The organism is Streptomyces sp. NPDC101132, from assembly GCF_044759225.1.
Taxonomy (GTDB): Bacteria; Actinomycetota; Actinomycetes; order Streptomycetales; family Streptomycetaceae; genus Streptomyces.
In genome coordinates this window covers 216750-241535 of sequence record NZ_JBIVYX010000004.1, presented here as the reverse complement: position 1 = coordinate 241535, position 24786 = coordinate 216750, and the positions used below count along the sequence as shown (strand labels likewise).

Sequence of the window (24786 nt, the reverse complement as noted above, 5' to 3'; positions counted from 1 at the left end):
CACCCTATTCGTTCACCCGCACGGTGCGGAACGTGCACGCTATCGTCTGATAATCCGCCGCACTGGGGAGTGCGGCCTTTGGGGGGTTATCGATGACGGAGCGAGACATGTCCGAAGCCGGTTCGTCCGTGCGCAAGCCGTACCGGGTCGGCTACGCCCCGGGCGCCTACGATCTGTTCCACATCGGGCATCTCAACATCCTCCGCCACGCGCGCAGTCAGTGTGACTACCTCGTCGCCGGAGTCGTCTCGGACGAGATGGCCGAACTGGCCAAGGGCCGCCGCCCGATGATCCCGCTGGTGGAGCGTCTGGAGATCGTGCGCAGCGTCAAGTACGTGGACGCGGCCTTCGTGGAGACGGTTCCGGACAAGCTGGAGACCTGGAAGCAGGTCCGCTTCGACGTGATCTTCAAGGGCGACGACTGGCGGGGCACGCCCAAGGGCGACAAGCTGGAGGCCGACTTCGCGACCGTCGGCGTGGACGTCGTCTACTTCCCGTACACCGTGCACACGTCCAGCACGCAGCTGCGCCGCGCCCTGGACGCGCTCTCGCAGCCGCTCGCGGCCGAGCCGCCGCTCACCGCCGAACTGCGCTGACCACCCGCCGGACCGCGCCGGGCCGCGCGGACCGGCCGGGTCCGCCCGCCGCGGCCGGTCCGCCGCCCGGCGGGCCACCGGGCGGCGGACCGCACCGGGCCCCGGCTCACCGCTTGACGGCGCTCAGCTCCCGGAACCACTTGGCGAGGAACGCGACCAGGAACAGCGCGGCCACCGCCCCGAGCGCCGCGTACGCCCAGCGGAACAGCCCACCGCCGCCGAGCAGCAGGAACACCAGGCAGAACACCCCGTAGTCCACCGGCAGCAGCGCGACCGCGCGCAGCGTGGACGGCGCCGCGGCGGCGCTGCCCGGGGCGGGCTTCGGCTTGAGCTTCTCGGTCAGCAGCCCGCCGAAGAAGGTGACGATCGCGGCGAACTGGAAGCCCAGCGGCACCAGCAGCCAGGCCTCGCCGCCGTCGCCGGATATGCCGTACGCCTCGGGGAAGCGGTAGAAGGCGATCAGCACGCAGGTGTGCAGCGCGGTGAGCTTGGCGCAGTCCACCACGTGGTCCAGCCACTCGCCCGCGGCGCTCCCGCTGCCGCGCAGCCGGGCGAGCTGCCCGTCGGCCGAGTCGAAGGCGAAGCCCACCGCGAGCGCCGCCCAGACGGCGACGCCCAGCCCCCACGACGGCGCGCTCAGCGCGACCGCGGCCACCGCGGCGAAGCTGAACGCGGCGCTCACCAGCGTGACCTGGTTCGGGGTGAGCCCCAGCGCGTACGAGCCCGCGGCCAGGTAGCGGCCCGCCGGCCGGTTCACGAACCGGGAGTAGAGCGACACTCCCTTCGCGGACTTCTGCGCCCCGCGCAGTTCGTGCAGCGCGGTCCCGACTCTGCCCATCGCACCCGATCCCCTCGGTAGAACGCGGGTCCGAACCGCCCGCTTCGGCGCACATCATCGCAGGGCGAGTCCGTTTTCCTTCACGGGATGTTCACGAACGTCCGGAAGCAGCAGGACGGACAGGTTGGCGGCGGCCACGAGGACGGCGGCGACCAGCAGCGGCGCGGCGGTCCCCGTCACGGCGGCCAGCGGCGCGGCCACGGCGAGCCCCAACGGCCGCGAGGCGAAGGAGATCAGGGCGTCGAAGGAGCCCACCCGGCCCAGGGCCTCGCCCGGGATCCGGCGCTGCATCTCGGTCTCCCACAGCGGGCTGAGCACCCCGAGGCCGAACATCCCCAGGCAGTAGGCGGTGGCGGTGAGCGGCACGGGCAGCCGCAGCGCCAGGGCGGCGAGCGGCAGCGCGTACACCGCGGCGCCCACGGCCACCCAGGCCAGCGGACTGCGGACCGGCAGCCTCCCGGCGGCCCAGACCCCGGCGAGCATGCCCACCGTGCCGACCTGGGCGACGGCCACCCAGGACGCCGCGCCGCCCAGGGACTCCACCGCGATCAGCGGACCCAGGGTGAGCAGCAGCCCGGCCGCCAGGTGCCAGACCCCGTGGGCCAGCACATTGGCCAGGAACCACGGGTGCCGCCGGGTCTCGGCCCATCCCTCGCGCAACTCCGCGGCGAAGCCGGTGCGTACGGCAGGGCGCGCGGCACGCGCGGTGCGCAGCCCCCCGAGGGTGAGCGCGGAGAGGGTGAACAGGGCGCCGGTCAGCAGTGAGGACCAGCCCGGTCCGACGGCCAGCATCAGGGCACCCGCCGAGGCGGGACCGGCGATCTGGGCCAGCCCGGTGGCCACCCCCAGCCGGGCGTTGACCCGCAGCAGCCGCTCGGGTTCGGTCACCACGGCCACCACCAGCGTGTGCGTGGAGGGCGTGCCGAAGGCCACGGCGGCTCCGGTCACCGCGGCCAGCGCGGCCAGTTCGGCCACCCGCACGGGCCCGGCCAGCAGCAGCGCGCCGGTGGCGAACTGCGCGGCGGCCCGCACCAGGTCGGCGGCGAGCACCACCCGCTGGGCCGGGAACCGGTCGGCCGCCACGCCCGCGACGGGCAGCAGGAGCAGCATCGGCAGCAGCTCGCAGGCCAGCACCAGGCCGAGGTCGCCGGCCGAACCGGTGCGGACCACGGCCAGGGTGAGGGTGGTGGGGATCAGCGCGGTGGCGAAGGAGGCGAAGGTGCGGCCGGTGAGCAGCCGCCACGTTCGCGGGGTCATCGTGGTCATGACACGGAAAGTATTTCGGCACCGAATCATTCGTCAACGAAATAAAAGGGTGCCACGCGGGCCCGGCACCGCCGGCCCCGATAATGGGCCGCATGGAAGAGGAGCCGCAGGGCGAGGACTCGGTCGACCGGCACATCGCCCGCTGGCGCGGCAAGGCGCCCTTCGACGAGCGCGTCGAGGAGATCGTCACCCGCATCCAGATGCTCGCCAAGCACGTGAACCAGGCCAAGGACCGTGCCCTCGCCGAGGTCGGGCTCCAGCTCTTCGAGTACGAGACCCTGCACCGCCTCGCCTCCCGCGGCGCCCCCTGGCGGGCCACGCCCTCCGAACTCGCCGCCGAACTCCTGCTCTCCCCGGCCGGCATGAGCGGGCGGCTCGACACCCTGGAGAAGGCCGGGCTGGTCCGCCGGCTGCGCGGCACCGAGGACCGGCGCCGGGTGGACGTGGAGCTGACCGGCGAGGGCCACGCCCGCTGGGACGAGGCGATGCGGCTGCGCGGCGTGGCCGAGGACGCGATGGTCGAACCCCTGGACGCCGACGAGCAGGCCGCCGTGTCGGCCCTGCTCAAGCGGATGCTGCTGCGCGTCGAGAACGGCTGAACCCGGCCCCTGCCGCCGGCCGGACGCCGCCCGTCCGCGGGTGCGGTCGCCGGGCCCGGCCCGCCCGCGGTGCCGTCAGCTGACCGCCTCGATGGTGAACAGCTGGCCGCCCTTGCCCGTACAGCGCTCCATCACGGCCTCGGTCCCGGCCTCCCGGCCCGCACCCCTGATGCCGACACAGCCCTGGCCGTCGACGCGGAACACGTACACCCCGTCCCCGCGCGGCCCCGAGGGCTCGACGTGGAAGCGGCTGCCCCGCGAACAGTCGTCCATCGGCTCCAGCAGCCCGGTGCCGCCCGCGCCGTCCGCCTCGGTCAGTGCCCGCAGGCAGCCCTTGCCGTAGTCCGGGTGGTGCCACTGGATCTCGTACAGGTCCCCGCCCAGCGGGTGGAGCAGCGTGTTCTGGGGCCCGACCGACGCGCACGGACGCTGTACGGCGACCAGCGGGGTGTACCTCCGGTCGCGCACCCGCCCGTCCGTGAGGCACAGGGACCGCGCCCCGGCCGGATGGATCTGCACCCAGCCGGTGGGCAGCACCGGGTCGGCCGTGCTCCCGGCACCGCTCGCGGACCCGCTCTCCGCGTCCCCGCCGGAGGACTCCTGGCCGGCCAGCATCCCCGCGGCGGTCAGCGCGGCCGCGGTCACCAGGGCCGCCGCCGCGGTACGCCAGTTCAGCCGCCAGGGCAGCGTCCGCCGAGCCCCGCCCGCCGTACCGGCCGCCCGCATCCGTGCGGTGGACTCCCGCCGGGACGCCGGCTCCGCTCCGCCCGTACCCGCGTCCGGCACGGAGGCACCGGACGCGCCGGGTATGCCCGGCACGGGACCTCCGGCCGGCGGCACCGCCGTGGTCCCGGACCCCGCCTCCACGGCCTGCTGGCCGGCCAGCCCGGCCCACGCGCCGACCCACTCGTCCATCCGGTCCTCGTCACCGCAGGCCCGTACGAACGCGGCCAGCAGCTCCGGCCGCGGCAGCGTCCGACCGCCCAGCACCGACGCGAGCGTCGACCGCGGCAGCACGTCGCCGCGCTCCGCCGCCCGCTCCTCCAACTGCCGGTAGGTGTACCCCGAACGGTCCTTGAGCGAGCGCATGAGGTCGACGAACCCGGCCGCGTCACCCGCCTCGTGGGGTGCGGGCTCCCGGTGGATCTGCTCCATGCGGCTCATCCTGCCCGAGCGGCCTCCCCGGACAAGGCCAGTTCCGGACGTTGCGGCCGCCCGCACGGGACGCGGCGCATATCCGGACACCCGCTGACCAGGCAGGACAGTTGTCCGGCGTCCGGGACAGCCGGAAGGTGTCGTGATTCCGGGCAGCCCGTGTCAATGTCTGTTCCGCGACGAACAGCCGGATACGGCCGCCCCCCGGTCTCCGGCTGGTTCCGTTCCCCCCACGAACCCCGGGGTGCCCGCCACACACGGGCACCCCGGCTCGGGCGGGATCCCCAGCGGACGTCGCCACCGTCGTGGCACGGGGGTCCACGACGGCAGACCTCGCCCGGCCCGGGCCCCGCCCAGGGCCGGCAGACCGCCCGGCGGCACGGCCTAGACCAGGCTGTCGCGCCAGGCGCGGTGGAGATCGGCGAACCGGCCGGAGCCCGCGATCAGTTCGGCGGGCGTCCCGTCCTCGACGATCCGGCCCGAGTCCATGACCAGGACCCGGTCCGCGATCTCGACCGTCGACAGCCGGTGTGCGATCACCACGGCCGTCCGGCCCTCCAGGACGGTGCGCATCGCCCGCTGCACCGCCCGCTCGCCGGGCACGTCGAGGGAGCTGGTCGCCTCGTCGAGGATCAGCACCGCCGGGTCGGCGAGCAGGGCCCGCGCGAACGCCACGAGCTGCCGCTGCCCCGCCGAGATCCGGCCGCCCCGCTTGCGCACGTCGGTGTCGTAGCCGTCGGGCAGCGCGCTGATGAAGTCGTGGGCGCCGATCGCCTTCGCGGCCTGCTCGATCTCCGCCCGGGTCGCGTCCGGCCGGCCGATGGCGATGTTCTCCGCGACGCTCCCGGAGAACAGGAACGCCTCCTGCGTCACCATCACCACCCCCCGCCGCAGTTCGGCGGTGGACAGCTCCCTCAGGTCCGTGCCGTCCAGCAGCACCCGGCCCTCGGAGGGGTCGTAGAACCGCGCCAGCAGCTTGGCCAGCGTCGACTTGCCCGCCCCCGTGGACCCGACCACGGCGACCGTGCTGCCGGCCGCCAGCCGCAGCCCGAACCGGGGCAGCACCTCGCCGCCCGTGCGGTAGCCGAAGCTCACCCCGTCGAAGACCACCTCGCGGCCCGGGTGGGCGGCGTCCCTGGGCGGCAGCTCCCGCGGCGCGGCCGGCTCCGGCACCGACGGCACCTGCGCCAGCAGCCCGGCGATCTTCTCCAGCGAGGCGTAGGCCGACTGGTAGGAACTCAGGAACATCGCCAGCTGGTCGATGGGCTCGTACAGCCGCCGCAGGTACAGCACGCACGCCGCCAGCACGCCCAGGTCGAGCGACCCGGTCGCCACCCGGTAGCCGCCCCACAGCACGATCGCCGCCACCGCGGTGTTGGCGGTCAGCCGGGAACGGACCACGTAGCGGGCCATCTCCACCAGGGCGTCGCCGTTGCGCACCTCCAGGTCGCGGTTGAGCGTACGGAACTCCGCCTCGTTCGCCCGCTCGCGCCGGAACACCCGCACCGGGCGGATGCCGTTGAGGGTTTCGGCGAACTTCACGATCACCGAGGCGGTGGCCGTGGACCGGGCCGAGTAGATGACCTGCGAGCGCCGCCGGTAGCGCCGCACGAAGAACGCGAGCGGCCCGAAGCTGGCCACCGCGACCGCGCCGAGCCCCAGGTCGAGCCAGAGCAGCATCGACCCGATGAACACGAAGGACAGCAGCATCGACAGGAGTTCCTGGAGCCCCTCGCTGAGCAGCTCCCGCAGCGACTCCACGTCCGTGGTGGACCGGGAGATCAGCCGCCCCGAGGTGTAGCGCTCGTGGAAGTCCACGCTCAGCGCCTGCGCGTGGCGGAAGATCCGGCCCCGCAGGTCGAGCAGCACGTCCTGGTTGACCCGGGCCGCGGCGCGGATGAAGCCGTACTCGAAGGCCCCCGCGCCCAGCGCGCACACCAGGTACCCCGAGGCCACCGCGAGCAGCGGACCGTGGCCGCCGGCCCGCACCGCGGGCACCCCGCGGTCGATCGCGTACGCGACCAGCAGCGGCCCGGCCTGCCGTGCCGCCTGCTGGAGTACCAGCAGCAGCCCGGCCAGCGCCACCATCCCGCGCCGCGCGGCCACCAGGTCCCGCAGCAGCGCGCGCGTCGCGCCCGGCGGCGCGTCCAGTTCGTCCCGGTCGAAGGCGTCGCCCTCCGGCACCGCCGTCATCGTTCGTCCCCCTCTGCCCCGAAGGGCCCCGTACCCGACATCAGCCAGGCGTACTCGGCGTTGTCGCGCAGCAGTTCCTGGTGCGTGCCCACGGCGGTGACCCGGCCGCCGGACAGCAGCGCCACCCGGTCGGCCAGCAGCACCGTCGACGGGCGGTGCGCCACCACCAGCGCGGTGGTGTCCGCGAGCACCTGCCGCAGCGCGGCCTCGACCAGCGCCTCGGTGTGCACGTCCAGCGCCGACAGCGGGTCGTCCAGCACCAGGAAGCGCGGGCTGCCGGCCACCGCCCGGGCCAGGGCCAGCCGCTGCCGCTGGCCGCCGGACAGGCTCAGGCCCTGCTCGCCGACCTGCGTCTGCACGCCCTCCGGCAGGTCGTGCACGAAACCGGCCTGTGCGGTCTCCAGGGCACGGGTCAGCTCGGGCCCGCCCATCAGGACGTTCTCCGCCACGCTCGCCGAGAACAGGGTGGGTTCCTCGAAGGCCACCGACACCAGCGACCGCAGCCGCTCGCGGGGCATCGCCGTGATGTCCTCGCCGTCCAGCGTGATCCGCCCGGAGTCCGCCTCGTGCAGCCGCGGCACGAGCGCGGTCAGCGTGGTCTTGCCGCTGCCCGTGGCGCCGACCAGCGCCATCGTCTCGCCCGGCCGGATGTGCAGGTCGATGCCGTCCAGCACGGGCAGCGAGCCGGGTTCCGCGTCCGGATAGCGGAAGCTGACGCCCTCGAAGCGCAGCCCGTCCTCGCGCAGCCCGTCCTCGCGGGGCCCGTCCCCGGCCCGGCCGTCCCCGGCCCGCCCGCTCCCGGCCCCGGCGTCCCCGCCCTTCGTCCCCTCGTCCGACTCGGCGGTGCCGTCCTCGCGGTCCGCGTCCATCGCCTCGAAGAACCGCTCGGTGGCGGTCGCGGCCTCCTGGCTCATGGCGAGCAGGTAGCCGATCGACTCCACCGGCCAGCGCAGCGCCAGCGCCGTGGAGAGGAAGGCCACCAGCGTGCCGGCGGTCAGGTCCCCGTCCGCGACCCGCACCGCGCCGAGCACCAGGGCCGCGCCGATCGCCAGTTCGGGCAGGGTGGTGATGACCGCGGAGATGTTCGCCAGCAGCCGGGCCTTGGCCAGTTCCGTGCCGCGCAGCTGCCCGGACAGCTCGCGGAAGGCGCGGGCCTGGCTGCGGTGCCGGCCGAAGCCCTTGACGATCCGGATGCCGAGGACGCTCTCCTCCACCACCGTGGTCAGGTCGCCCACCTGGTCCTGGGAGCGCCGGGCCACCAGCGAGTACCTCGCCTCGAACACCCCGCACAGCACCACCAGCGGTACCACCGGGGTCAGCAGCACCAGCCCCAGCGTCCACTCCTGCACCAGCAGGATCACGCATCCCACGGCCACGGTGACGCCGTTGACGACGAGGAAGGTCAGCGGGAAGGCGAGGAAGAGCCGCAGGAGCATCAGGTCGGTGGTGCCGCGCGACAGCAGCTGCCCCGACGCCCACCGGTCGTGGAACGCCACCGGCACGCGCTGGAGGTGCGCGTACAGGTCCGCCCGCATGTCGGCCTCGACCCGCGACAGAGGCCGGGCCACCAGCCAGCGCCGGAAGCCGAACAGCAGCGCCTCGACGACGCCGAGCGCCAGCACGGCCAGCGCGCCGAGCCACACCCCGCGGGTGTCGCCCGCCGCCACCGGGCCGTCGACCAGCCACTTCAGGACGAGCGGGATGACCAGCCCGACGCACGAGGCGACGATCGCGATGAACACGGCCAGCAGCCAGCGTCCCCTGACCGGCCGCACGTACGGCCACAGGCGCAGCAGCGTGCGGACCGCCGACCGCTCGGGCGGCGCGGGATCAGGGGAACCGGCCCCGGCCGGGGCGTCGGACGGGGCTGCGGGGGAGGTATCGAGGGCAGACATCAGGGGCGAGCCTACGGATCGCTCCTGACATCGGACAGCGAATATCGGGCCTCACCCGGTCACCCGCCACAGCAGCACCGACCGCGCCGGAACCGTCACCGCCGCACCGCCCCGGTGGCGGTCGCCCGGCGCCTCCGCCTGGTCCTCCCGCGAGGTGTCCACCACCAGTTCGTACCCCGAGGCCCACGGCGGCCCGGGCAGGGTCCAGGACAGCGGCCGGTCACCCGAGTGCAGCAGGGCCAGGAAGCTGTCGTCCGTCACCTTCCGGCCCCGCGCGTCCCGTCCGGGGATGTCCCGGCCGGACAGGAACAGGCCCACCGCCGCGGCCGGCGCGTACCAGTCCCGCTCCGTCATCTCCGTACCCGCGGGCGTGAACCAGGCCAGGTCCCGCAGCCCGTCCGCCTCCTGCGGCCGCCCCGAGAAGAACGCCCGCCGCCGCAGCACCGGATGGGCCCGGCGCAGCCCGGTCAGCCGGGCGGTCAGCGCGCACAGCTCCCGCCAGCCCGGGTCCTCCAGCAGCGACCAGTCCACCCAGCTCACCGCGTTGTCCTGGCAGTACGCGTTGTTGTTGCCGCCCTGTGTGCGGCCCATCTCGTCGCCCGCCGTCAGCATCGGCACGCCCGTGGACAGCAGGAGGGTGGTGACCAGGGCGCGCAGCCGGCGGCGGCGCAGCGCGGCGATCCGCGCGTCGTCCGTCTCGCCCTCGGCGCCGGAGTTCCAGGACCGGTTGTCGTGCGTGCCGTCGCGGTTGTCCTCCCCGTTCGCCTCGTTGTGCTTGTGCTCGTAGCTCACGAGATCGCGCAGGGTGAAGCCGTCGTGGGCGGTGACGAAGTTGACCGACGCGTACGGGCGCCGGCCGCCCCACGCGTACAGGTCGCTGGAGCCGGACAGCCGGTACCCGAGGTCCCGTACGTCGGGCAGCGCGCCCCGCCAGAAGTCGCGCACCGCGTCGCGGTACCGGTCGTTCCACTCGGTCCACAGCGGCGGGAAGGCCCCCACCTGGTAGCCGCCCGACCCCACGTCCCAGGGCTCCGCGATCAGCTTCACCCGGCGCAGCACCGGGTCCTGGGCGATCACCGCGAGGAACGGCGAGAGCATGTCCACGTCGTGCATGGACCGGGCGAGTGCCGCCGCCAGGTCGAAGCGGAAGCCGTCCACGCCCATCTCGGTCACCCAGTACCGCAGCGAGTCGGTGATCAGCCGCAGCACGTGCGGGCGGCCCGCGTGCAGGGTGTTCCCGCAGCCGGTGTAGTCGGCGTAGCGGCGCTGGTCCGACTGGAGGCGGTAGTAGCCGCGGTTGTCGATGCCGCGCAGCGAGAGGGTGGGGCCCAGTTCCCCGGCCTCCGCCGTGTGGTTGTAGACCACGTCGAGGATCACCTCGATGCCGGCCGCGTGCAGCGCCCGCACCATCCGCTTGAACTCGCCCACCTGCTGCCCGGCCGTCCCGGAGGCCGAGTAGCCCGCGTGCGGGGCGAAGTAGCCGATCGAGTTGTAGCCCCAGTAGTTGCGCAGGCCCCGGCGCAGCAGGTGGTCCTCGTGCGCGAACTGGTGCACCGGCAGCAGCTCCACCGCCGTCACCCCGAGCCGCGTCAGGTGGGCGACGGCCGCCGGGTGCGCCAGCCCGGCGTACGTGCCGCGCAGCTCGGGCGGGACCTCGGGGTGCCGCATGGTGAAGCCGCGCACGTGCAGCTCGTAGATGACCGAATCGGCCCACGGGGTCTTGGGCCGGACGTCGTCCGACCAGTCGTCGTCGTCGTGGACCACCACCCCCTTCGGGACGTACGGGCCCGAGTCCCGGTCGTCGCGGACGGTGTCGGCGATGTACTGCTGGGGCCAGTCGCGGACGTGCCCGTACACCTCGGGGGGCAGCGAGAAGTCGCCGTCCACCGCACGGGCGTACGGGTCGAGCAGCAGCTTCGCCGGATTGAACCGGGACCCCGTCCACGGGTCCCAGCGCCCGTGCACCCGGAAGCCGTACCGCTGGCCGGGCCGCACGCCCGGCACGAAGCCGTGCCAGATCTCGTGCGTCAGCTCGGGCAGCGCGCAGCGCGTCTCGGTGACCACACCACCCTGCTCGTCGAAGAGGCACAGCTCCACCGCCTCCGCGCCGCCCCCCGCCCACAGCGCGAAGTTGGTGCCCGCCACCCCGTCCGGGCCCACCCGGTACCGAGCCCCCAGCGGGGTCGGGGCCCCCGGCCACACCGCGGGCCCCGGCACGGCGGGCGCCGCGCGCCGGGGCCCGGGCTCCGCCCACCGCCGCTCCCCGGGCCGCCGTTCCTCGGGCCGCCCGTCGTCGCGGCGTCCGTCCCGCACCTCCTCCCGTACCGCTCCGTTCACCCGCGGCACGGGCGAGGACTGTCCGCCCCGCGCCGCCGATGCCGCCTCCCGCTCCGCTGCGCTCGACACTCTCCGGCCTCCCGCGGCTCTGGGTACCCGCGGAGGGGACGCGGCGTCCCGGCCGCGTCCCGCCCCCGTCTGGTCCTTCTCCCTGTCATGCCCGCAACTCGCCCCGCACTCACGTTTCCCCCGGAGGGCCGCGGTCGTTGGGACGGTCGTGAGAGATGCGAAGAGGCGGGCAGGGGCGGGCTTGGCCGCCGTGGTGGCCTGGGCGGGGCTGGTGGCCGTACTGGCCGGGTGTTCGGGTTCCACGGGGGCCGGGGGCGTCGAGGTCGAGCTGCCGGGCAAGGCCCTGGCGCCGCACGAGGCCATCCGGGTCACCCCGGCGGACGGGGCCAAGGGGGTGCCGGCGGACGGTCCGCTGACCGTCACCGTGCCCGAGGGCCGGCTGGAGCGGGTGGTGGTCACCAAGGTGGAGGACGCCCAGGAGGAGCCCGTACGCGGGTCCATCGCGGCGGACGGGCTGAGCTGGAGCCCGGACCCCTCGGCCGGACGGCTCGCGCTGGCCGCCAAGTACACCGTGGACGCCGTGGCCCTCGACGGCCACAACCGCCGCCAGGCCCGGCACACCAGCTTCACCACCTACGTGCCCGAGGAGCGCTTCATCGGCTACTTCAAGCCCGAGAACCGCTCCACCGTCGGCACGGGGATGATCGTCTCCTTCAACTTCAACCGTTCCATCGAGAACCGGGCCGAGGTCGAGCGCGCCATCACGGTCACCTCCGAGCCGCCGGTCGAGGTGACCGGGCACTGGTTCGGCGACGACCGGCTGGACTTCCGGCCCCGCGAGTACTGGAAGCCCGGCACGCAGGTGAGCGTGGAGATGGCGCTGCGGGACGTCGAGGGCGCCCCCGGCTCGTACGGCATCCAGAACAAGACCGTCCGCTTCACCGTGGGCCGCTCCCAGATCTCCACCGTGGACGCGGCCGAGCACACGATGGTGGTGCGGCGCGGCGGCGAGGTGCTGTCCACCGTCCCGATCAGCGCCGGAGCCCCCAAGACGACCACCTACAACGGGAAGATGGTCGTGATGGAGATGTTCGACGTCACCCGGATGAACGGGCAGACCGTCGGGTTCGGCGGCGAGTACGACATCCCGGACGTCCCGCACGCCATGCGGCTGACCACCTCCGGCACCTTCCTGCACGGCAACTACTGGGCCTCCCCGGACACCTTCGGCTCGCTGAACACCAGCCACGGCTGCGTGGGCCTGCGGGACGACAAGGGCGGCGGCTCCGACACCCCGGCCGGCTGGTTCTTCGACCGCACCCTGATCGGCGACGTCGTCGAGGTCGTCAACTCCAAGGACAAGACCGTCGCCCCGGACAACGGCCTGGGCGGCTGGAACCTCTCGTGGGCGGACTGGGTCGCCGGATCGGCCCTCACCTGAGAGTGATTGTCTGACCGGAATGCCGTAGCGGGGGAGTGTCGAGCGGCCGCCCCCGCCGGCTCCCGTCCACCCTGGCCCTGCACGGGACGAGCCGCAGGCAACGGACGGAGAGCCATGACCCCGAGGACGGTCCCCGGAAGGACAGCCGCCGCACGGACGGCGGGGCTGCGGGCCCTCGGCCTCGCGGCCTGCGCCCTGCTGGCCGCCGCGCCCCAGGCGTTCGCCGCCTGCCCGGTGCCGGACGGGCCGGGCGCCGGCGGGGCGGGCTCCGAAGGACCCGGCCCGGTGGTCGCACCGGCCGCCGTCCGTCCCCCGGGCCAACAGCCGGCCGGCGGACCCGACGCACTGCCCGGCCGCCCTGCCGGCGGACCCGACGACCCGTCCGGCCGGCCGGACGCCCGGCCGGATGTCCAGCCCCCGGCTCCGCCGGCCGGAAAGCCCGCCGCCCCCGCCACCCCGGCCGGTCAGAAGCCCCCCGCCGGTCCGGCCGCCTTCGCCGGCACCGTCCGCGTGGTCGCGAGCGACGCCAAGAACGGCGACCGGGTGCCCGGATCCGTCTTCGAGCTGTGGGTCGAGAGCAACGGCAAGCCCGGCCTCCAGACCCGCGACCCGGGCGCCGACCGGGAGGTCCTGCCGGACTGCGCCACCGACGGCAACGGCATCTGCGAGTGGACCGGCCTGCCCAAGAGCGACTACTACGTCCGCTCCGTCGACATCTCCGAGGGCTACGAACTGCCCGACCAGACGGTCAAGGGCCCGGTACGGCTCGGCAGCGGCAGCGCCCCGCCCAAACTGGTCCGGGTCTACTTCTCCCACCCGCGCACCGAACCCATCGAGAGCGGCGGCGAGGACGCCCGCAGGACCCCCGCCCGCTGAACCGCCCGGTCACCGTCACCGGTTCGGCCGTCACCGCTTCGGACCACCCGCCCCGGCGCCACCGCCGGACGTGCGCAGACACTGGACGGGACACCCCGTTCCGTGTTCAGCAGGGGGGACGAGGAGGACGGCTTGACTTCCCGGATAGCCCTGGCAGGGGCCCTGGCCCTCGCGGCACTCACCCTCATCCCGGCCGCCCCGGCCCTGGCGGACGGGGCCACCGGCTCCGCCCCGGCCACCGGCCCCGCCGCGGCTCCCTGCCGGGCGCGCACCGGCCCGTACCAGCGCCCGATGGAGGCCTACCTGGGCCGCACCGTCGACGGCCGCCAGTCCACCGCCGACTGCGAGGCCATCAGGGCCTTCCAGCAGCAGCAGCGCCTGGAGCCCGCCGACGGCTACGCGGACCTCGCCACCTACCGCACCATGACCGCCGTAAAGGCCCGCAAGGACCCCAACGCCGCCGGCCGCTGCCCGGTCCGCGAGCACCGCGTCACCTGCATCGACATGGACCGCCAGCTGCTCTGGGTGCAGACCGGCAAGAAGATCGTCTTCGCCCCCGTGCCCATCCGCACCGGACGCGACACCCAGGAGACCCGGTCCGGCTGGCACGAGGTGTACTGGCGCAACATCGACCACAAGTCCAGCCTCTACGACAACGCCCCCATGCCCTACGCCCAGTTCTTCGACGGCGGTCAGGCGCTGCACGGCCGGCTCGACGACCTCTACGACGGAGGCGGCAGCGCCGGGTGCGTCAACCTGTTCCTCTCCGACGCCAAGGCCCTGTGGAACCTGCTCTCCATCGGCGACCGGATCTACGTGTGGGGCACCAAACCGGGCACCGCCGACTGACCCCGGCCCCCGTTCTCCCCGGGGGCCGCCCTCCTCCGACCGGTTGGGACGGAACGGTGACACGGCCGTGTCCGATCGTCACCCTCCGGTGTGGTTACCTTGCGCCAAGCGCGCGACTGTCCGCGCGCGGGGGACAGGGGACCTGGGGAGAAGAACAGCGTGAACGTGCAGCCGATACCGGGGGAGTCGCGCACGCGGCGGGGCCGTGCCCGCACCGGACTGTCCGCCCTTGTGCTGGGGGCGGCCCTGCTGCTCACCTCGGCGTGCAGCGGCGGAGCCGCGGGCGGCAAGGGCGGTGACGACCCGAAGGGCGGCGGCGCCGGCAAGAGCGGTACGGAGGCCTCGCAGGCCGTCGTCACCATCACTCCGGCCGACGGCGCCAAGGAGGTCGCGACCAGCGGCATCCTGAAGATCACCGCGGCCAACGGCAAGCTCACCACGGTCACCGTGGCCGACACCAAGGGCAACCCCGTCGAGGGCAGGCTCGCCGCCGACGGGACGAGCTGGGAGCCCGAGCGCCACCTGGGCGCCGCCACCGAGTACAAGGTGCACGCGGTCGCCAAGGACAGCGCCGGCCGCGAGTCCGCCAAGGACATCACCTTCACGACGCTCACCCCGAAGAACACCTTCGTCGGCCACTACACCCCCGAGGACGGTTCCACCGTCGGCGTGGGCATGCCGGTGTCCATCAACTTCACCCGCGGCATCACCAACCCCGAGGCCGTCGAGAAGGCCATCACCGTGACCGCCGAGCCGTCGGTGCCGATCGAGGGCCACTGGTTCGGCAACGACCGGCTCGACTTCCGTCCGGAGAAGTACTGGGCGGCGGGCACCAAGGTCACCGTCAAGCTCAACCTCGACGGCGTCGAGGGCCGCAAGGGCGTGTACGGCAAGCAGACCCGCACGGTGAAGTTCACCATCGGCCGCTCCCAGGTCTCGACGGTCGACGCCAAGTCCCACCGCATGACGGTGGTCCGCGACGGCCAGGTCCTGAAGAACGTCCCGATCACCGCGGGCGCCCCGGCCACCACCACGTACAACGGCCAGATGGTGATCAGCGAGAAGTACAAGGTGACCCGGATGAACGGCGCCACCGTGGGCTTCGGCGGGGAGTACGACATCAAGGACGTCCCGCACGCGATGCGGCTGTCCAACTCCGGCACCTTCGTGCACGGCAACTACTGGGCCCCCGGCTCCACCTTCGGCAGCGAGAACGTCAGCCACGGCTGCGTCGGCCTGCGCGACGTGCGCGGCGCCTGGGACGAGAAGGCCCCGGCGGCCTGGTTCTTCGACAACTCGATCATCGGCGACGTGGTGATCGTGAAGAACTCCGAGGACAAGCAGATCGCCCCGGAGAACGGCCTCAACGGCTGGAACATGCCGTGGTCGGAGTGGGTTTCCTGACACTCCCGGGCGCTTGCCCCCACCCCGTTAACGGGCACTAACCTGCCCGTATGACCATCTCTCTCGAAGTCTCCGAAGGCGTCGGCACCATCCTGCTGAACCGCCCGCCGATGAACGCGCTGGACATCGCCACGCAGGACGCCCTGCGCGAGCTGGCCGAGGAGGCGACGGCCCGGACCGACGTCCGGGCCGTCGTGCTCTACGGCGGCGAGAAGGTGTTCGCCGCCGGCGCCGACATCAAGGAGATGCAGACGATGGACCACGCGGCCATGGTCGCCCGGTCCCGTGCGCTGCAGGACTCCTTCACCGCGGTGGCCCGGATCCCCAAGCCGGTGGTCGCGGCCGTCACCGGGTACGCGCTCGGCGGCGGCTGCGAGCTGACGCTGTGCGCCGACTACCGGATCGCCGCGGACAACGCCAAGCTCGGCCAGCCGGAGATCCTGCTCGGCCTGATCCCGGGCGCCGGCGGCACCCAGCGGCTGGCCCGCCTGATCGGCCCGTCCAAGGCCAAGGACCTCATCTTCACCGGCCGCATGGTCAAGGCGGACGAGGCGCTCGCCCTCGGCCTGGTGGACCGCGTCGTCCCGGCCGCCGAGGTCTACGAGCAGGCGTTCGCCTGGGCCGCGAAGCTGGCCCAGGGGCCGGCCATCGCCCTGCGCGCGGCCAAGGAGTCGGTGGACGGCGGTCTGGAGGCCGACATCGACACCGGCCTGACCATCGAACGCAACTGGTTCTCCGCGCTGTTCGCCACCGAGGACCGCGAGATCGGCATGCGCAGCTTCGTCGAGGAGGGCCCCGGGAAGGCGAAGTTCGTCTGAGCCACCCCGCGCCACCCCTGTGGGTGGATTAGCCAGGACTTAAAGGAACCTTAAGAAATCGTGGAGATCCACTCACGGTGATGATCGCTAAACGGTGAGTCATCGCAGGTCAGGGCCCGTTTCGCGATGTGAAGCTTGCCGTTGGCACATGCCAAGGACCCCCTCGGAACGCATCGTTCCGAGGGGGTCTTTTCGCGGGGAACGGCACGCGGGAAGGGTCCGGCCCTCCATGATGGGTGCATGGCGGGCCTGGAGGGTGTGGAGCAGCCGCGGCAGCGCGAAAGCGCTTCCGCCGTACGTCTTTCGGCGGCCCTGGAGGACGAACAGGGGCTGCGGGCGCTGGAGTTGTACGGCAATCCCACCGAGGCGGAAGTGACGCTGCCGTCCCGTCCGGAATCCGCTTCGACCGCCCGGCGGCTGACCCAGTGCGTGGTGGTCCGCCAGTGGGGGCTCTCGCCCCAGGTGGCCGAGCACGCCGTGCTGCTGGTCTCCGAGCTCGTGGGCAACGCCGTCCGTCACACCGGGGCCCGCTCCTTCGGCCTGCGGATGCTGCGGCGGCGCGGCTGGATCCGGATCGAGGTGCGCGACCCCTCGCGCGGCCTGCCGTGTCTGATGCCGGTGCACGAACTCGACGAGAGCGGCCGCGGCCTCTTCCTGGTCGACAAGCTCTCCGACCGCTGGGGCGCCGACCTGTTACCCCGCGGCAAGAACACCTGGTTCGAAATGCGCGTGGCCGACCGCCACCCCGGCTAGATCGGGGAAGCTCCGCTCAGGTGCGGTCTGTCCCGGTCGGTGACCGCGGCCATCGGGCCCGCTGCGCGGAGCACCGTGTCCAGGACGCGTTCCGGCTCGGCGGCGTAACAGTTGGCGAACCACGCCATGTTCGCCTCGACCACCGCCCAGCCGCCGTCGGTGAGCCGGCCGATGTCCAGGCACACCGCGCTGGGCAGGCCGGGGGCGGTCGCGTCGATGACCGTACGGGCGAACGCGCGGCTCGCGGCGTCCAGCGGCGCCGGGTCGAGGCGCCCGTACACGGCGTAGCGGCTGCCTGTGACGGCTTCTCCGTCGAGGACGAACAGCCGGTACTCCGCGGCGAACTCCACCACGTCGCTCACCAGGACCGGCGTCGAGCCGTCGAGCCCGGGGGGCAGGCTGGTCCCGTCGTCGTGGACCGCCGCGGGCAGCCGGGAAATCTTGGCCGAGGGCGGCTTCACGAAGTGCCGTCCCCGCAGCGCGCGGGCCTCGGCGAGGGTGGTGAGCCGTATGGTGCGCCGCAGGAGGGCGCCCGGTACGCGCGTCAGCCAGTCGTCGGCCGGTTCGAGCAGCCCGAGGCCCAGAGGGCCGGCGAGGCGTGCGGCCGCGCGGGGGCCGCCGTACCAGTGCGCTCTGCGCCCTTGCGCGCTCGCCGCGCGCTCGGTCACGTCGTATCCGCGCCGGGCGGCCGCCGTGGCGATGAGTTCGGCGGTGGAGGTGCGGGGTGCGGCCAGCAGCAGTACGGGCCGGGTGCGGTCGTCCATTCCGGCGAGCCTAGCGAGCCCGCCGAACGGCCGGCCTCGGATACGCAGAAGCCCCCTGTCGCCGGGGTGGGGCGCTGCGGGGGCTTCGTGAGTGCGCCGAGGACCGGAAGGGGTGTGGTCCTCGGCGGCGGGCGACCTCGCTCGGGTCAACGGGAAGTCGTGGCTCCGACTATGTCAGAAGAGGCCTCGGATGCCAAAAGTCCCGAAACGGGACATAAGTGTGTAAGTAGTGAGAGTTTCCACCTAAATCCTAGGTGAGTTGGGCCACGTGCCTCGTAATCGATGAATAAGTATCGATGCGGGCGGGAGAATCCTTGATCCTTTAGGGCCTGTGCGCCCCGCCGACCGGCCCCGTCAAACGTCCCGAATTGGGTCAATCGTTATCTTTGGGGCGCACTGGCCCTTAAATGGGCTGGTGGTTTCATCACCGGACCGGCGCGACGCCCTGCGGGCCGCCGCCGCCGCGCTCGCCGCGGGGGCGCTCACCGCCTGCGGGGACGGCCGCCCCGCCCCGGCCCGCCCCAGCGCCCGCCAGGCCGCCGCCCCCCAGCCCCGCAGCACCCCCGCCCCGGCCCCCCGCTCCCTCCCCGGCCTGCCGGCCCAGATCGAGCACGGCCCCCGCGGCGCCGCCCGCGTCGCCCTCACCTTCCACGGCAACGGCGACCCCGCCACCGCCCACGCGGTGCTGCGCGAGGCCGAGCGGGCGGACGCGCGGCTGACCGTACTGGCCGTCGGCACCTGGCTCGACGCCCATCCCGAACTCGCCCGGCGGATCCTCGACGGCGGCCACGAACTCGGCAACCACACCCAGCGCCACCTCGACGTCTGCGCCATGCCCGAGGCCGAGGCGTACGCCGAGATCACCGCCTGCGCCGACCGGCTCCGCCGCCTCACCGGATCCATCGGCAGCTGGTTCCGCCCCTCGCGCGCCCGCCACGCCACCCCCCTCGTCCAGCGGCTGGCCGCCCGGGCCGGGTACCCGCACGTCCTCTCGTACGACGTGGACTCCCTCGACTTCACCTCACCCGGCGCCGCGGCCGTCATCCGCAACGTCACCGGGACGGTCCGCAACGGATCGGTGGTGAGCCTGCACCTCGGCTACGCGGACACGGTCGACGCGCTGCCCGCCCTCCTCGAAGAACTCGCGCGCCGGGGACTGCGCGCGGTGACCACCACGGAGCTGCTGACCCCATGACCCCCCTCCTCACCAGGAAGACCGCCGCCGCGCTGGCCGGCCTGGCCCTCGCCGCCCTGGCCGGGTGCACCTCACCGGCCGAGAAGGGCGGGCCCGAGGCGGTCGGCTCCAACGGCCCCGCCCGGCCCGCGAAGGCGGTGCCCGCGGCACCCGCAGGACTGGCCGGGATGCCACCCCTGCTCGACCCGAACGACGTCTACGCCGCCGACCGGCCCGGCAGGCTCTCGCCGGTGGTCAAGGACTTCCCCTCCCGGGTCTACGTGCCGAACACCACCTCCAACACGGTCTCGGTGATCGACCCGGTCACCTACAAGGTCGTCGACACCATCCCCGTGGGCGTCCAGCCGCAGCACGTGGTGCCCTCCTGGGACCTGAAGACCCTCTGGGTCAACAACAACCGGGGCCACACGCTGACCCCCATCAACCCCGCGACGGGCGAGGCGGGCAAACCGGTCGAGGTGCACGACCCCTACAACCTGTACTTCACGCCCAACGGCAAGTACGCGGTGGTCATGGCCTCGATGGACCGCGAGCTCGTCTTCCGCGACCCGCACACCATGGACCGGGTCAAGACCGTGCCCGTGAGCTGCTACGGGGTCAACCACGCCGACTTCTCGGCGGACGGCCGCTACTTCATCGTCTCCTGCGAGTTCTCAGGAGAGCTGCTCAAGGTCGACACCGAGAGGATGGAGGTCGTCGGCCAGCAGAAGATCCCCTTCGAGGGCGCCATGCCGCAGGACGTGAAGATCTCCCCGGACGGCAAGACGTTCTACGTCGCCGACATGATGGCGCACGGCATGTGGGTCCTGGACGGCGAGAAGTTCACCACCCCCACCCTGCTGCCCACCGGCAAGGGCTGCCACGGCCTGTACGTCAGCCGCGACTCGCGTGAGATGTACGTCTCCAACCGCGGCGAGGGAACGATCTCGGTCTTCGACTTCCCGAAGAACCGGCTCACCAAGAAGTGGGTGCTGCCCGACGGCGGCAGCCCCGACATGGGCGGCGTCTCCGCGGACGGCAAGGTCCTGTGGCTCTCCGGCCGGTACGACGGCGAGGTGTACGCCGTCGACACCACCACCGGCAAGCAGCTCGCCCGCATCCCGGTCGGCGGCGGCCCCCACGGCCTGGCGGTCTACCCGCAGCCCGGCCGCTACTCGCTCGGCCACACGGGGATCTTCCGGTAGGGCCCCGTGCGGGCGCTGCCGTCCCCCGGGGTGCCGGGACCGGGCGGGGGGTCGCTAACCTTGCCCGGTCTAACAAGCACCAGCAAAGGGGTGGATCCCAGTGGCGGACATCGAGAGCGCACGCGAGACCTTCGGCAAGTTCGACGTGGACGGCGACGGCTTCGTGACGGCCGAGGAGTTCAAGAAGGCCATGGCCCTGATGGGCGACCCGTTCGTCACCGGCCCGGTCGCCGAGGCCGTCATCGCCGCGAAGGACGCCAACCACGACGGCCGCATGAGCTTCGACGAGTTCTGGGACGCCCTGAACAAGTGACCCGAGCCGTCGCGCCCCGCCCCCGGGGCCCGCGGGCCCCTTCGCGGGCGCCAATCCCGGGGCGGGGCGCACGCATGTCCGGACGCCCGCCGGCCGGCCCGACGCCCTAGGACTCCTCGCCGTCCATGCCGGAGACCTCCGGCAGCGCCTCGGAGAGCCAGCGCAGCCAGAACGTCTCCAGCTCGATGCCGCCCCGCAGCACCAGCCGCCGCAGCCGGTCCTCGTCCGCGGTGCGCCGCCCCGGCGGGAAGTCCCGCTCCTCGATGGCCTCGTACACCGCCAGCTGGCGCTCGTGCAGCTCCAGGTGGCGCCGCAGCTCGGCCGCCAGGCCGTCCACCCCCACCACGCCGGCCGCCCGCAGCCTCAGCAGCAGCGGGTCCCGGATCGGCTTCGGGTCCTGGCTCTCCGCCACCCAGCGGGTCAGCTCCTCCCGGCCCGCCGGGAGCACCTCGAACTCCTTGCGCCGGCCGCGCGCCGGGGTCTCCGAGGGCAGCGCCCTGATCAGGCCGGTCTCCTCCAGCCGCCCCAGCTCGCGGTAGATCTGCTGGTGCGTCGCGGACCAGAAGTAGCCGATCGACCGGTCGAACCGCCGGGTCAGCTCCAGGCCGGACGAGGGCTTCTCCAGCAGGGCGGTGAGGATCGCGTGCGGCAAGGACATGCCGACATCCTATTTTTCCGCGTCAGAGCGCGGCCGCCGCCCAGGCCGCCAGGGCCTCGGGGGTACGCGGGACCGGCGCGTCCGGCGCCAGCAGCCCCCGCTCCCGCAGCAGGCCGGCCACCGCCGTGGCCCACGGCAGCCGCAGCCCGGCCGCGGCCAGCAGCTCCGCGTCCGCCAGCAGCTCGGCCACCGGGCCCGTCCGTACCCCGCCGGGCACCAGCACCGCGGCGTCGTCCGCCCACCGCAGCGCCAGGTCCACGTCGTGGGTGGCCATCACCACCGTCGTGCCCAGCTCCCGCAGCCGCCCCAGCGCGGCCAGCAGCCGCTCCTGGCCGTTCGGGTCGAGCCCGGCCGTCGGCTCGTCCAGGATCAGCACCCGCGGGCGCATCGCCACCGCCCCGGCGATCGCGGCCCGTTTGCGCTGCCCGAAGGACAGCAGGTGCGTGGGCCGGTCCCGCAGGGCCTCGATGTCCAGTGCGGCCAGCGCCTCCGCCACCCGCGCCCTGACCTCCTCCTCGGGCAGGCCCAGGTTCATCGGTCCGAAGGACACGTCCTGCTCCACGGACGCCGCGAACAGCTGGTCGTCCGGGTCCTGCGTCACCAGCTGTACGGAGGTCCGCAGCCGGGTCAGCCCGGCGCGGTCGTGCCGCACCCGCTCGCCGTCCAGCCGCAGTTCCCCCGAGCCCGGCCGCAGCCCCCCGCTCAGCAGCCGCAGCAGCGTGGTCTTTCCCGCGCCGTTGCGGCCCAGCAGCACCAGGGCGCGGCCGGCCGGGATCCCGAAGCCGACGTCCGCCAGCACCGCGGGCCCGTCCTCGTACGCGTACCCCGCCGCCACCAGCTCCACGACCGGCATCACAGCCACCGCCCCTCCACACCCAAGGTGAGCGCGACGACCGCGCCCAGCAGTACACCCGTGGCCCCCAGGAAGCGCCACGACACAGCGGCCTCCGGCACCAGCACCCGCAGCGTCCCGTCGTAGCCCCGCCCGGCCAGCCCGGACTGGAGCCGCGCCGCCCGGTCGAAGGCCCGTACGAACGAGGTCGCCGCCAGCCCGGCCAGCGAACGCCAGGCCGCCGCCCGCCCGGTGGCCCCCAGCCGGGCGGCCTGCGCCTGCCGGATCCGGGCCAGCGAGTCGAGCAGCAGGAAGCTGATCCGGTACATCACCATCGCCACGTCCACGACCGGCGCCGGCACCCCGGCCCGCACCAGTCGCGGCAGCACGTCCGAGACGGGCGTGGTGAAGGCGAACAGCAGCACCCCCAGCGAGGCCGCCGAGGTGCGCAGCAGCAGCTCGGCGGCGGCCACCGGGCCGTGCGGCGCCAGGGACACCCAGCCGGCGTCCCCGCCCACCTGGAAGAGCAGCGGGACCGCGCCGGTGAAGCAGAAGCCCAGCGGGATCCGGAACGCCCGCCACAGCCGGCGGGGCGCCACCCCGGCCGGGCCGAGCAGCACCGCGAGCGCGGCCGCCGCCACCACCGGGCCGCCGGGCCAGGGCGGCAGGCAGACCGCCGAGACGGTCAGCCCGAGCCCCAGCACGGCCTTCTCCAGGGGGTGGCGGCGGCGCCAGCGGCTCGCGTGCGCCGCCGCGTCGATGGGCAGCACCGGCTACGCGCCCGGACCGGCCGAGCCGGCGGAGCCGGCGGAACCGACGGAACCTGACGGAGCGGATGAACCGGCGGAGCCGGCCGGCTCCGCCGCGTCGCCCGCGGCGCTCTCCCGCGGCATCCCCGCGGCCCGCAGGGCGCTCTTCAGCTCGCCCTGCCGCCGGCCCCGCCGGAGCCCGAAGTAGTACGCGAGCACGCCCGCGCCGAGCGCCGCCTGGAGCGCGAACAGCGCCGACTCGATCTCGCCCGACGGCGGTTCGTACAGCGGCGAGAACCAGGGCTCGTAGTCCGGCTCCAGCTCGGTGATCGCCGCCTCGGCCTGCGCGTCCGCGCCGGCGAACGGCTCCTCCTTGCCCTCGCCCAGCCCCAGCGCGAGCGGCAGCACCGCCAGCGCCGCGACCAGGAGCAGCAGCAGGGAGTTGATCTTCGCGTTACGGCTCATCGCGCCACCTCCGCGGCCGCACCGGACTGGCTGCCGGATCCCGCGCCGGCCCCCCTGAGCACCCCGAGGCGCAGCAGGTCCGCCTTGCTCGACTGCGACAGCAGCCGCATCACGAGAACCGTCAGCAGCCCCTCGCTGATGGCGAGCGGGATCTGGGTGAGCGCGAAGATGCCGCCGAACTTGGCGAGCGCGCCCGCGAATCCGGTGCCCGGGTCGGGGAACGCCAGGGCGAGCTGGACGCTCGTGACGCAGTACGTGCTCAGGTCCGCGACGAACGCTCCGAAGAACACGGACACCATCAGCGGGACGCCGGTCCTGCGGAGCAGCAGGTACGTCCCGTACCCGGCCCAGGGGCCCGCGATGGCCATCGAGAAGACGTTGGCGCCCAGCGTGGTCAGGCCCCCGTGGGCCAGCAGCAGCGCCTGGAACAGCAGGGTGATCGTGCCCAGCACGGCCATCACCGGCGGCCGGAACAGGATGGCGCCCAGCCCGGTGCCCGTGGGGTGGGAACAACTGCCCGTCACCGAAGGGATCTTCAGGGCGGACAGGACGAAAGTGAACGCTCCGGACGCGCCGAGCAGCAGCGTGCTCTCGGGGTTCGCCTTCACCTCACGGGTCAGCGCGCGGACCCCGTGGACGACGAAGGGAGCGGACGCGGCGCCCCAGGCGGCCGCGTGCAAGGGGGGCAGAAACCCCTCGGCAATATGCATGAGTGGGGGAGACCTCTCCAGCACCTCGTGGATGGACAACGCGCCCTGGCCGGTCTCCTGGCTCACGGGTGCTGATGCCCGGGCTCCGCCTTCCCGGGCCGCGCGGTCGGTCAGCCGCGGCAGCCCAGTGGCTTCCTCGCGGAGTGGAGCCGGACTTCCCGATCACAGTGGCGAGGGCCGCACCGGTTTCACACCGGTTTCCCGTACACCAAGGCCCATTGACCCTAATCGCCCGTGTGGAGCAGCCACAACCCGGCCTCCCCTCCGCCGGACGCGCGAGGGGCCGGACGCGTACGCGCCCGGCCCCTCACCCCGCACCCCGCCGTCGTGCCGGAGCGCTCAGCAGACGTTGGTGTGCTTCACGTCCAGCACGAAGCGCTCCGGGTTGTGGAGCTTGAACGTGCTGTAGTTCGGATAGGTGTTGAACGCGGCGCCGAAGGTGACGACACCCTCGTAGTCGCCGGTCAGGGCGATGCCCTTGAGCTTCGGCAGGTAGATCTTCTGAAGCTTCGGGCCCTTGTAGACGGACTGGCCCGCGTCGTTGTGCGCCGCGGCCGGCGTCAGCCTGACCTCCAGGAAGTACCGCCCGGCGAGCGGCACCAGCCTGCCCGAGCCGTCGTAGCGCAGCTCGGAGACCCGCTTGACCGTCGTCGTCGGGATGTACCCCTTGATGTCGATGACGATCCGGTCGTACGTGCAGTGCCCGCCCCAGCGGGCGTTGACCACGAGCGGCGTCTGCGTCGCGGTGGTCGTGGCGGGAGCGGCCGCGCGGGACTGCGCGAACGCGGAAGCCGGTACGGCGAGCCCGATCCCGGCGGTGAGGACGACACCCGTGGCCACGGCCACGAGGCGCCGGCGGTTGAAGTGACGGTGAGGCATTGAGTCCC

At 73.5% G+C, this 24786-nt stretch carries 24 protein-coding genes and 1 riboswitch; of the genes, 11 read left to right on the top strand and 13 right to left on the bottom strand.

From position 1 onward, the window contains the following. The first annotated feature begins 107 nt into the window (after nucleotides 1-107). Nucleotides 108-596 (top strand): adenylyltransferase/cytidyltransferase family protein, encoded by a 489-nt coding sequence (locus ACIQUR_RS11560; RefSeq protein ID WP_403661998.1) that lies wholly within the window; start codon nucleotides 108-110, stop codon nucleotides 594-596. Nucleotides 597-702: 106 nt separating this feature from the next. On the opposite strand, the gene ACIQUR_RS11555 is transcribed toward ACIQUR_RS11560, so the two are convergent. Both ACIQUR_RS11555 and ACIQUR_RS11550 read right to left on the bottom strand, forming a co-directional pair. Further along, a complete protein-coding gene (locus tag ACIQUR_RS11555; protein ID WP_403661995.1) occupies nucleotides 703-1434 on the bottom strand; it encodes a CDP-alcohol phosphatidyltransferase family protein in 732 nt (243 codons plus the stop codon). Between the two features lie 54 nt (nucleotides 1435-1488). Next, nucleotides 1489-2700, bottom strand: a complete 1212-nt coding sequence (locus ACIQUR_RS11550; RefSeq protein WP_403661992.1) for an MFS transporter — start codon at nucleotides 2698-2700, stop codon at nucleotides 1489-1491. Nucleotides 2701-2792: 92 nt separating this feature from the next. Between ACIQUR_RS11550 and ACIQUR_RS11545 the strand changes: the two genes are divergently transcribed. Continuing rightward, nucleotides 2793-3299: a MarR family winged helix-turn-helix transcriptional regulator gene (locus ACIQUR_RS11545; RefSeq protein ID WP_403661989.1), complete on the top strand. Its 507-nt coding sequence runs from the start codon at nucleotides 2793-2795 to the stop codon at nucleotides 3297-3299. A gap of 75 nt (nucleotides 3300-3374) precedes the next feature. Here ACIQUR_RS11545 and ACIQUR_RS11540 read toward each other — a convergent pair whose 3' ends face one another. The 4 genes from ACIQUR_RS11540 to glgX form a co-directional block, all read right to left on the bottom strand. Continuing rightward, on the bottom strand, nucleotides 3375-4454 hold the full coding sequence (locus ACIQUR_RS11540) for a helix-turn-helix domain-containing protein (RefSeq protein ID WP_403661986.1): 1080 nt from the start codon (nucleotides 4452-4454) through the stop codon (nucleotides 3375-3377). Between the two features lie 384 nt (nucleotides 4455-4838). Continuing rightward, on the bottom strand, nucleotides 4839-6647 hold the full coding sequence (locus tag ACIQUR_RS11535; RefSeq protein WP_403661983.1) for an ABC transporter ATP-binding protein: 1809 nt from the start codon (nucleotides 6645-6647) through the stop codon (nucleotides 4839-4841). Continuing rightward, nucleotides 6644-8542 carry an ABC transporter ATP-binding protein gene (locus ACIQUR_RS11530; RefSeq protein ID WP_403661980.1) on the bottom strand — a complete coding sequence of 633 codons (1899 nt, stop codon included), beginning with the start codon at nucleotides 8540-8542 and terminating at the stop codon, nucleotides 6644-6646. The genes ACIQUR_RS11535 and ACIQUR_RS11530 overlap by 4 nt, the downstream gene beginning before the upstream one ends. Before the next feature lie 51 nt (nucleotides 8543-8593). Then, nucleotides 8594-10948: a glycogen debranching protein GlgX gene (gene glgX, locus ACIQUR_RS11525; RefSeq protein WP_403661976.1), complete on the bottom strand. Its 2355-nt coding sequence runs from the start codon at nucleotides 10946-10948 to the stop codon at nucleotides 8594-8596. A 181-nt stretch (nucleotides 10949-11129) separates the two neighbouring features. Between glgX and ACIQUR_RS11520 the strand changes: the two genes are divergently transcribed. The 6 genes from ACIQUR_RS11520 (at nucleotide 11130) to ACIQUR_RS11495 (ending at nucleotide 17029) form a co-directional block, all read left to right on the top strand. Then, nucleotides 11130-12329, top strand: coding sequence for an Ig-like domain-containing protein (locus ACIQUR_RS11520; protein WP_403661973.1), 1200 nt, complete (start codon nucleotides 11130-11132; stop codon nucleotides 12327-12329). Between the two features lie 114 nt (nucleotides 12330-12443). Continuing rightward, complete coding sequence (locus ACIQUR_RS11515) at nucleotides 12444-13205, top strand: SpaA isopeptide-forming pilin-related protein (protein ID WP_403661970.1); 762 nt, start codon at nucleotides 12444-12446, stop codon at nucleotides 13203-13205. A gap of 132 nt (nucleotides 13206-13337) precedes the next feature. Continuing rightward, entirely contained in the window at nucleotides 13338-14054 is a 717-nt protein-coding gene (locus ACIQUR_RS11510; RefSeq protein ID WP_403661967.1) for a L,D-transpeptidase family protein, read from the top strand. A 159-nt stretch (nucleotides 14055-14213) separates the two neighbouring features. Then, nucleotides 14214-15458, top strand: coding sequence for an Ig-like domain-containing protein (locus tag ACIQUR_RS11505; RefSeq protein ID WP_403661964.1), 1245 nt, complete (start codon nucleotides 14214-14216; stop codon nucleotides 15456-15458). A 50-nt stretch (nucleotides 15459-15508) separates the two neighbouring features. Next, nucleotides 15509-16276, top strand: coding sequence for an enoyl-CoA hydratase/isomerase family protein (locus ACIQUR_RS11500; RefSeq protein ID WP_403661961.1), 768 nt, complete (start codon nucleotides 15509-15511; stop codon nucleotides 16274-16276). A 240-nt stretch (nucleotides 16277-16516) separates the two neighbouring features. Further along, the gene (locus ACIQUR_RS11495; RefSeq protein ID WP_403661958.1) at nucleotides 16517-17029 is read left to right on the top strand and encodes an ATP-binding protein; all 513 of its coding nucleotides are present in this window, start codon (nucleotides 16517-16519) and stop codon (nucleotides 17027-17029) included. Here ACIQUR_RS11495 and ACIQUR_RS11490 read toward each other — a convergent pair. Further along, nucleotides 17026-17793, bottom strand: coding sequence for an ATP-grasp domain-containing protein (locus tag ACIQUR_RS11490; RefSeq protein WP_403661955.1), 768 nt, complete (start codon nucleotides 17791-17793; stop codon nucleotides 17026-17028). The two genes, ACIQUR_RS11495 and ACIQUR_RS11490, sit on opposite strands and share 4 nt — an antisense overlap. A 415-nt stretch (nucleotides 17794-18208) precedes the next feature. Between ACIQUR_RS11490 and ACIQUR_RS11485 the strand changes: the two genes are divergently transcribed. The 3 genes from ACIQUR_RS11485 (at nucleotide 18209) to ACIQUR_RS11475 (ending at nucleotide 20485) form a co-directional block, all read left to right on the top strand. Beyond that, the gene (locus ACIQUR_RS11485; RefSeq protein ID WP_403661952.1) at nucleotides 18209-18988 is read left to right on the top strand and encodes a polysaccharide deacetylase family protein; all 780 of its coding nucleotides are present in this window, start codon (nucleotides 18209-18211) and stop codon (nucleotides 18986-18988) included. Next, nucleotides 18985-20172, top strand: coding sequence for a YncE family protein (locus ACIQUR_RS11480; protein ID WP_403661949.1), 1188 nt, complete (start codon nucleotides 18985-18987; stop codon nucleotides 20170-20172). The genes ACIQUR_RS11485 and ACIQUR_RS11480 overlap by 4 nt, the downstream gene beginning before the upstream one ends. A 100-nt stretch (nucleotides 20173-20272) precedes the next feature. Continuing rightward, nucleotides 20273-20485 (top strand): EF-hand domain-containing protein, encoded by a 213-nt coding sequence (locus tag ACIQUR_RS11475; RefSeq protein WP_403661947.1) that lies wholly within the window; start codon nucleotides 20273-20275, stop codon nucleotides 20483-20485. A gap of 106 nt (nucleotides 20486-20591) precedes the next feature. On the opposite strand, the gene ACIQUR_RS11470 is transcribed toward ACIQUR_RS11475, so the two are convergent. From ACIQUR_RS11470 to ACIQUR_RS11445, 6 genes are all read right to left on the bottom strand, one after another. Beyond that, nucleotides 20592-21143 carry a PadR family transcriptional regulator gene (locus ACIQUR_RS11470; protein ID WP_403661944.1) on the bottom strand — a complete coding sequence of 184 codons (552 nt, stop codon included), beginning with the start codon at nucleotides 21141-21143 and terminating at the stop codon, nucleotides 20592-20594. A 22-nt stretch (nucleotides 21144-21165) separates the two neighbouring features. After that, nucleotides 21166-21996, bottom strand: coding sequence for an energy-coupling factor ABC transporter ATP-binding protein (locus tag ACIQUR_RS11465; protein ID WP_403662679.1), 831 nt, complete (start codon nucleotides 21994-21996; stop codon nucleotides 21166-21168). Further along, nucleotides 21996-22745, bottom strand: a complete 750-nt coding sequence (cbiQ, locus tag ACIQUR_RS11460) for a cobalt ECF transporter T component CbiQ (protein ID WP_403661941.1) — start codon at nucleotides 22743-22745, stop codon at nucleotides 21996-21998. Before cbiQ ends, ACIQUR_RS11465 begins: the two co-directional genes overlap by 1 nt. A 3-nt stretch (nucleotides 22746-22748) precedes the next feature. Beyond that, nucleotides 22749-23189 (bottom strand): energy-coupling factor ABC transporter substrate-binding protein, encoded by a 441-nt coding sequence (locus ACIQUR_RS11455; RefSeq protein WP_403661938.1) that lies wholly within the window; start codon nucleotides 23187-23189, stop codon nucleotides 22749-22751. Next, nucleotides 23186-23899, bottom strand: coding sequence for an energy-coupling factor ABC transporter permease (locus ACIQUR_RS11450; protein WP_403662676.1), 714 nt, complete (start codon nucleotides 23897-23899; stop codon nucleotides 23186-23188). The genes ACIQUR_RS11455 and ACIQUR_RS11450 overlap by 4 nt, the downstream gene beginning before the upstream one ends. A 29-nt stretch (nucleotides 23900-23928) precedes the next feature. Continuing rightward, a riboswitch (cobalamin riboswitch) is annotated at nucleotides 23929-24127 on the bottom strand. A gap of 111 nt (nucleotides 24128-24238) precedes the next feature. Continuing rightward, entirely contained in the window at nucleotides 24239-24778 is a 540-nt protein-coding gene (locus ACIQUR_RS11445) for a hypothetical protein (RefSeq protein ID WP_403661935.1), read from the bottom strand. Between the last annotated feature and the right edge of the window lie 8 nt (nucleotides 24779-24786).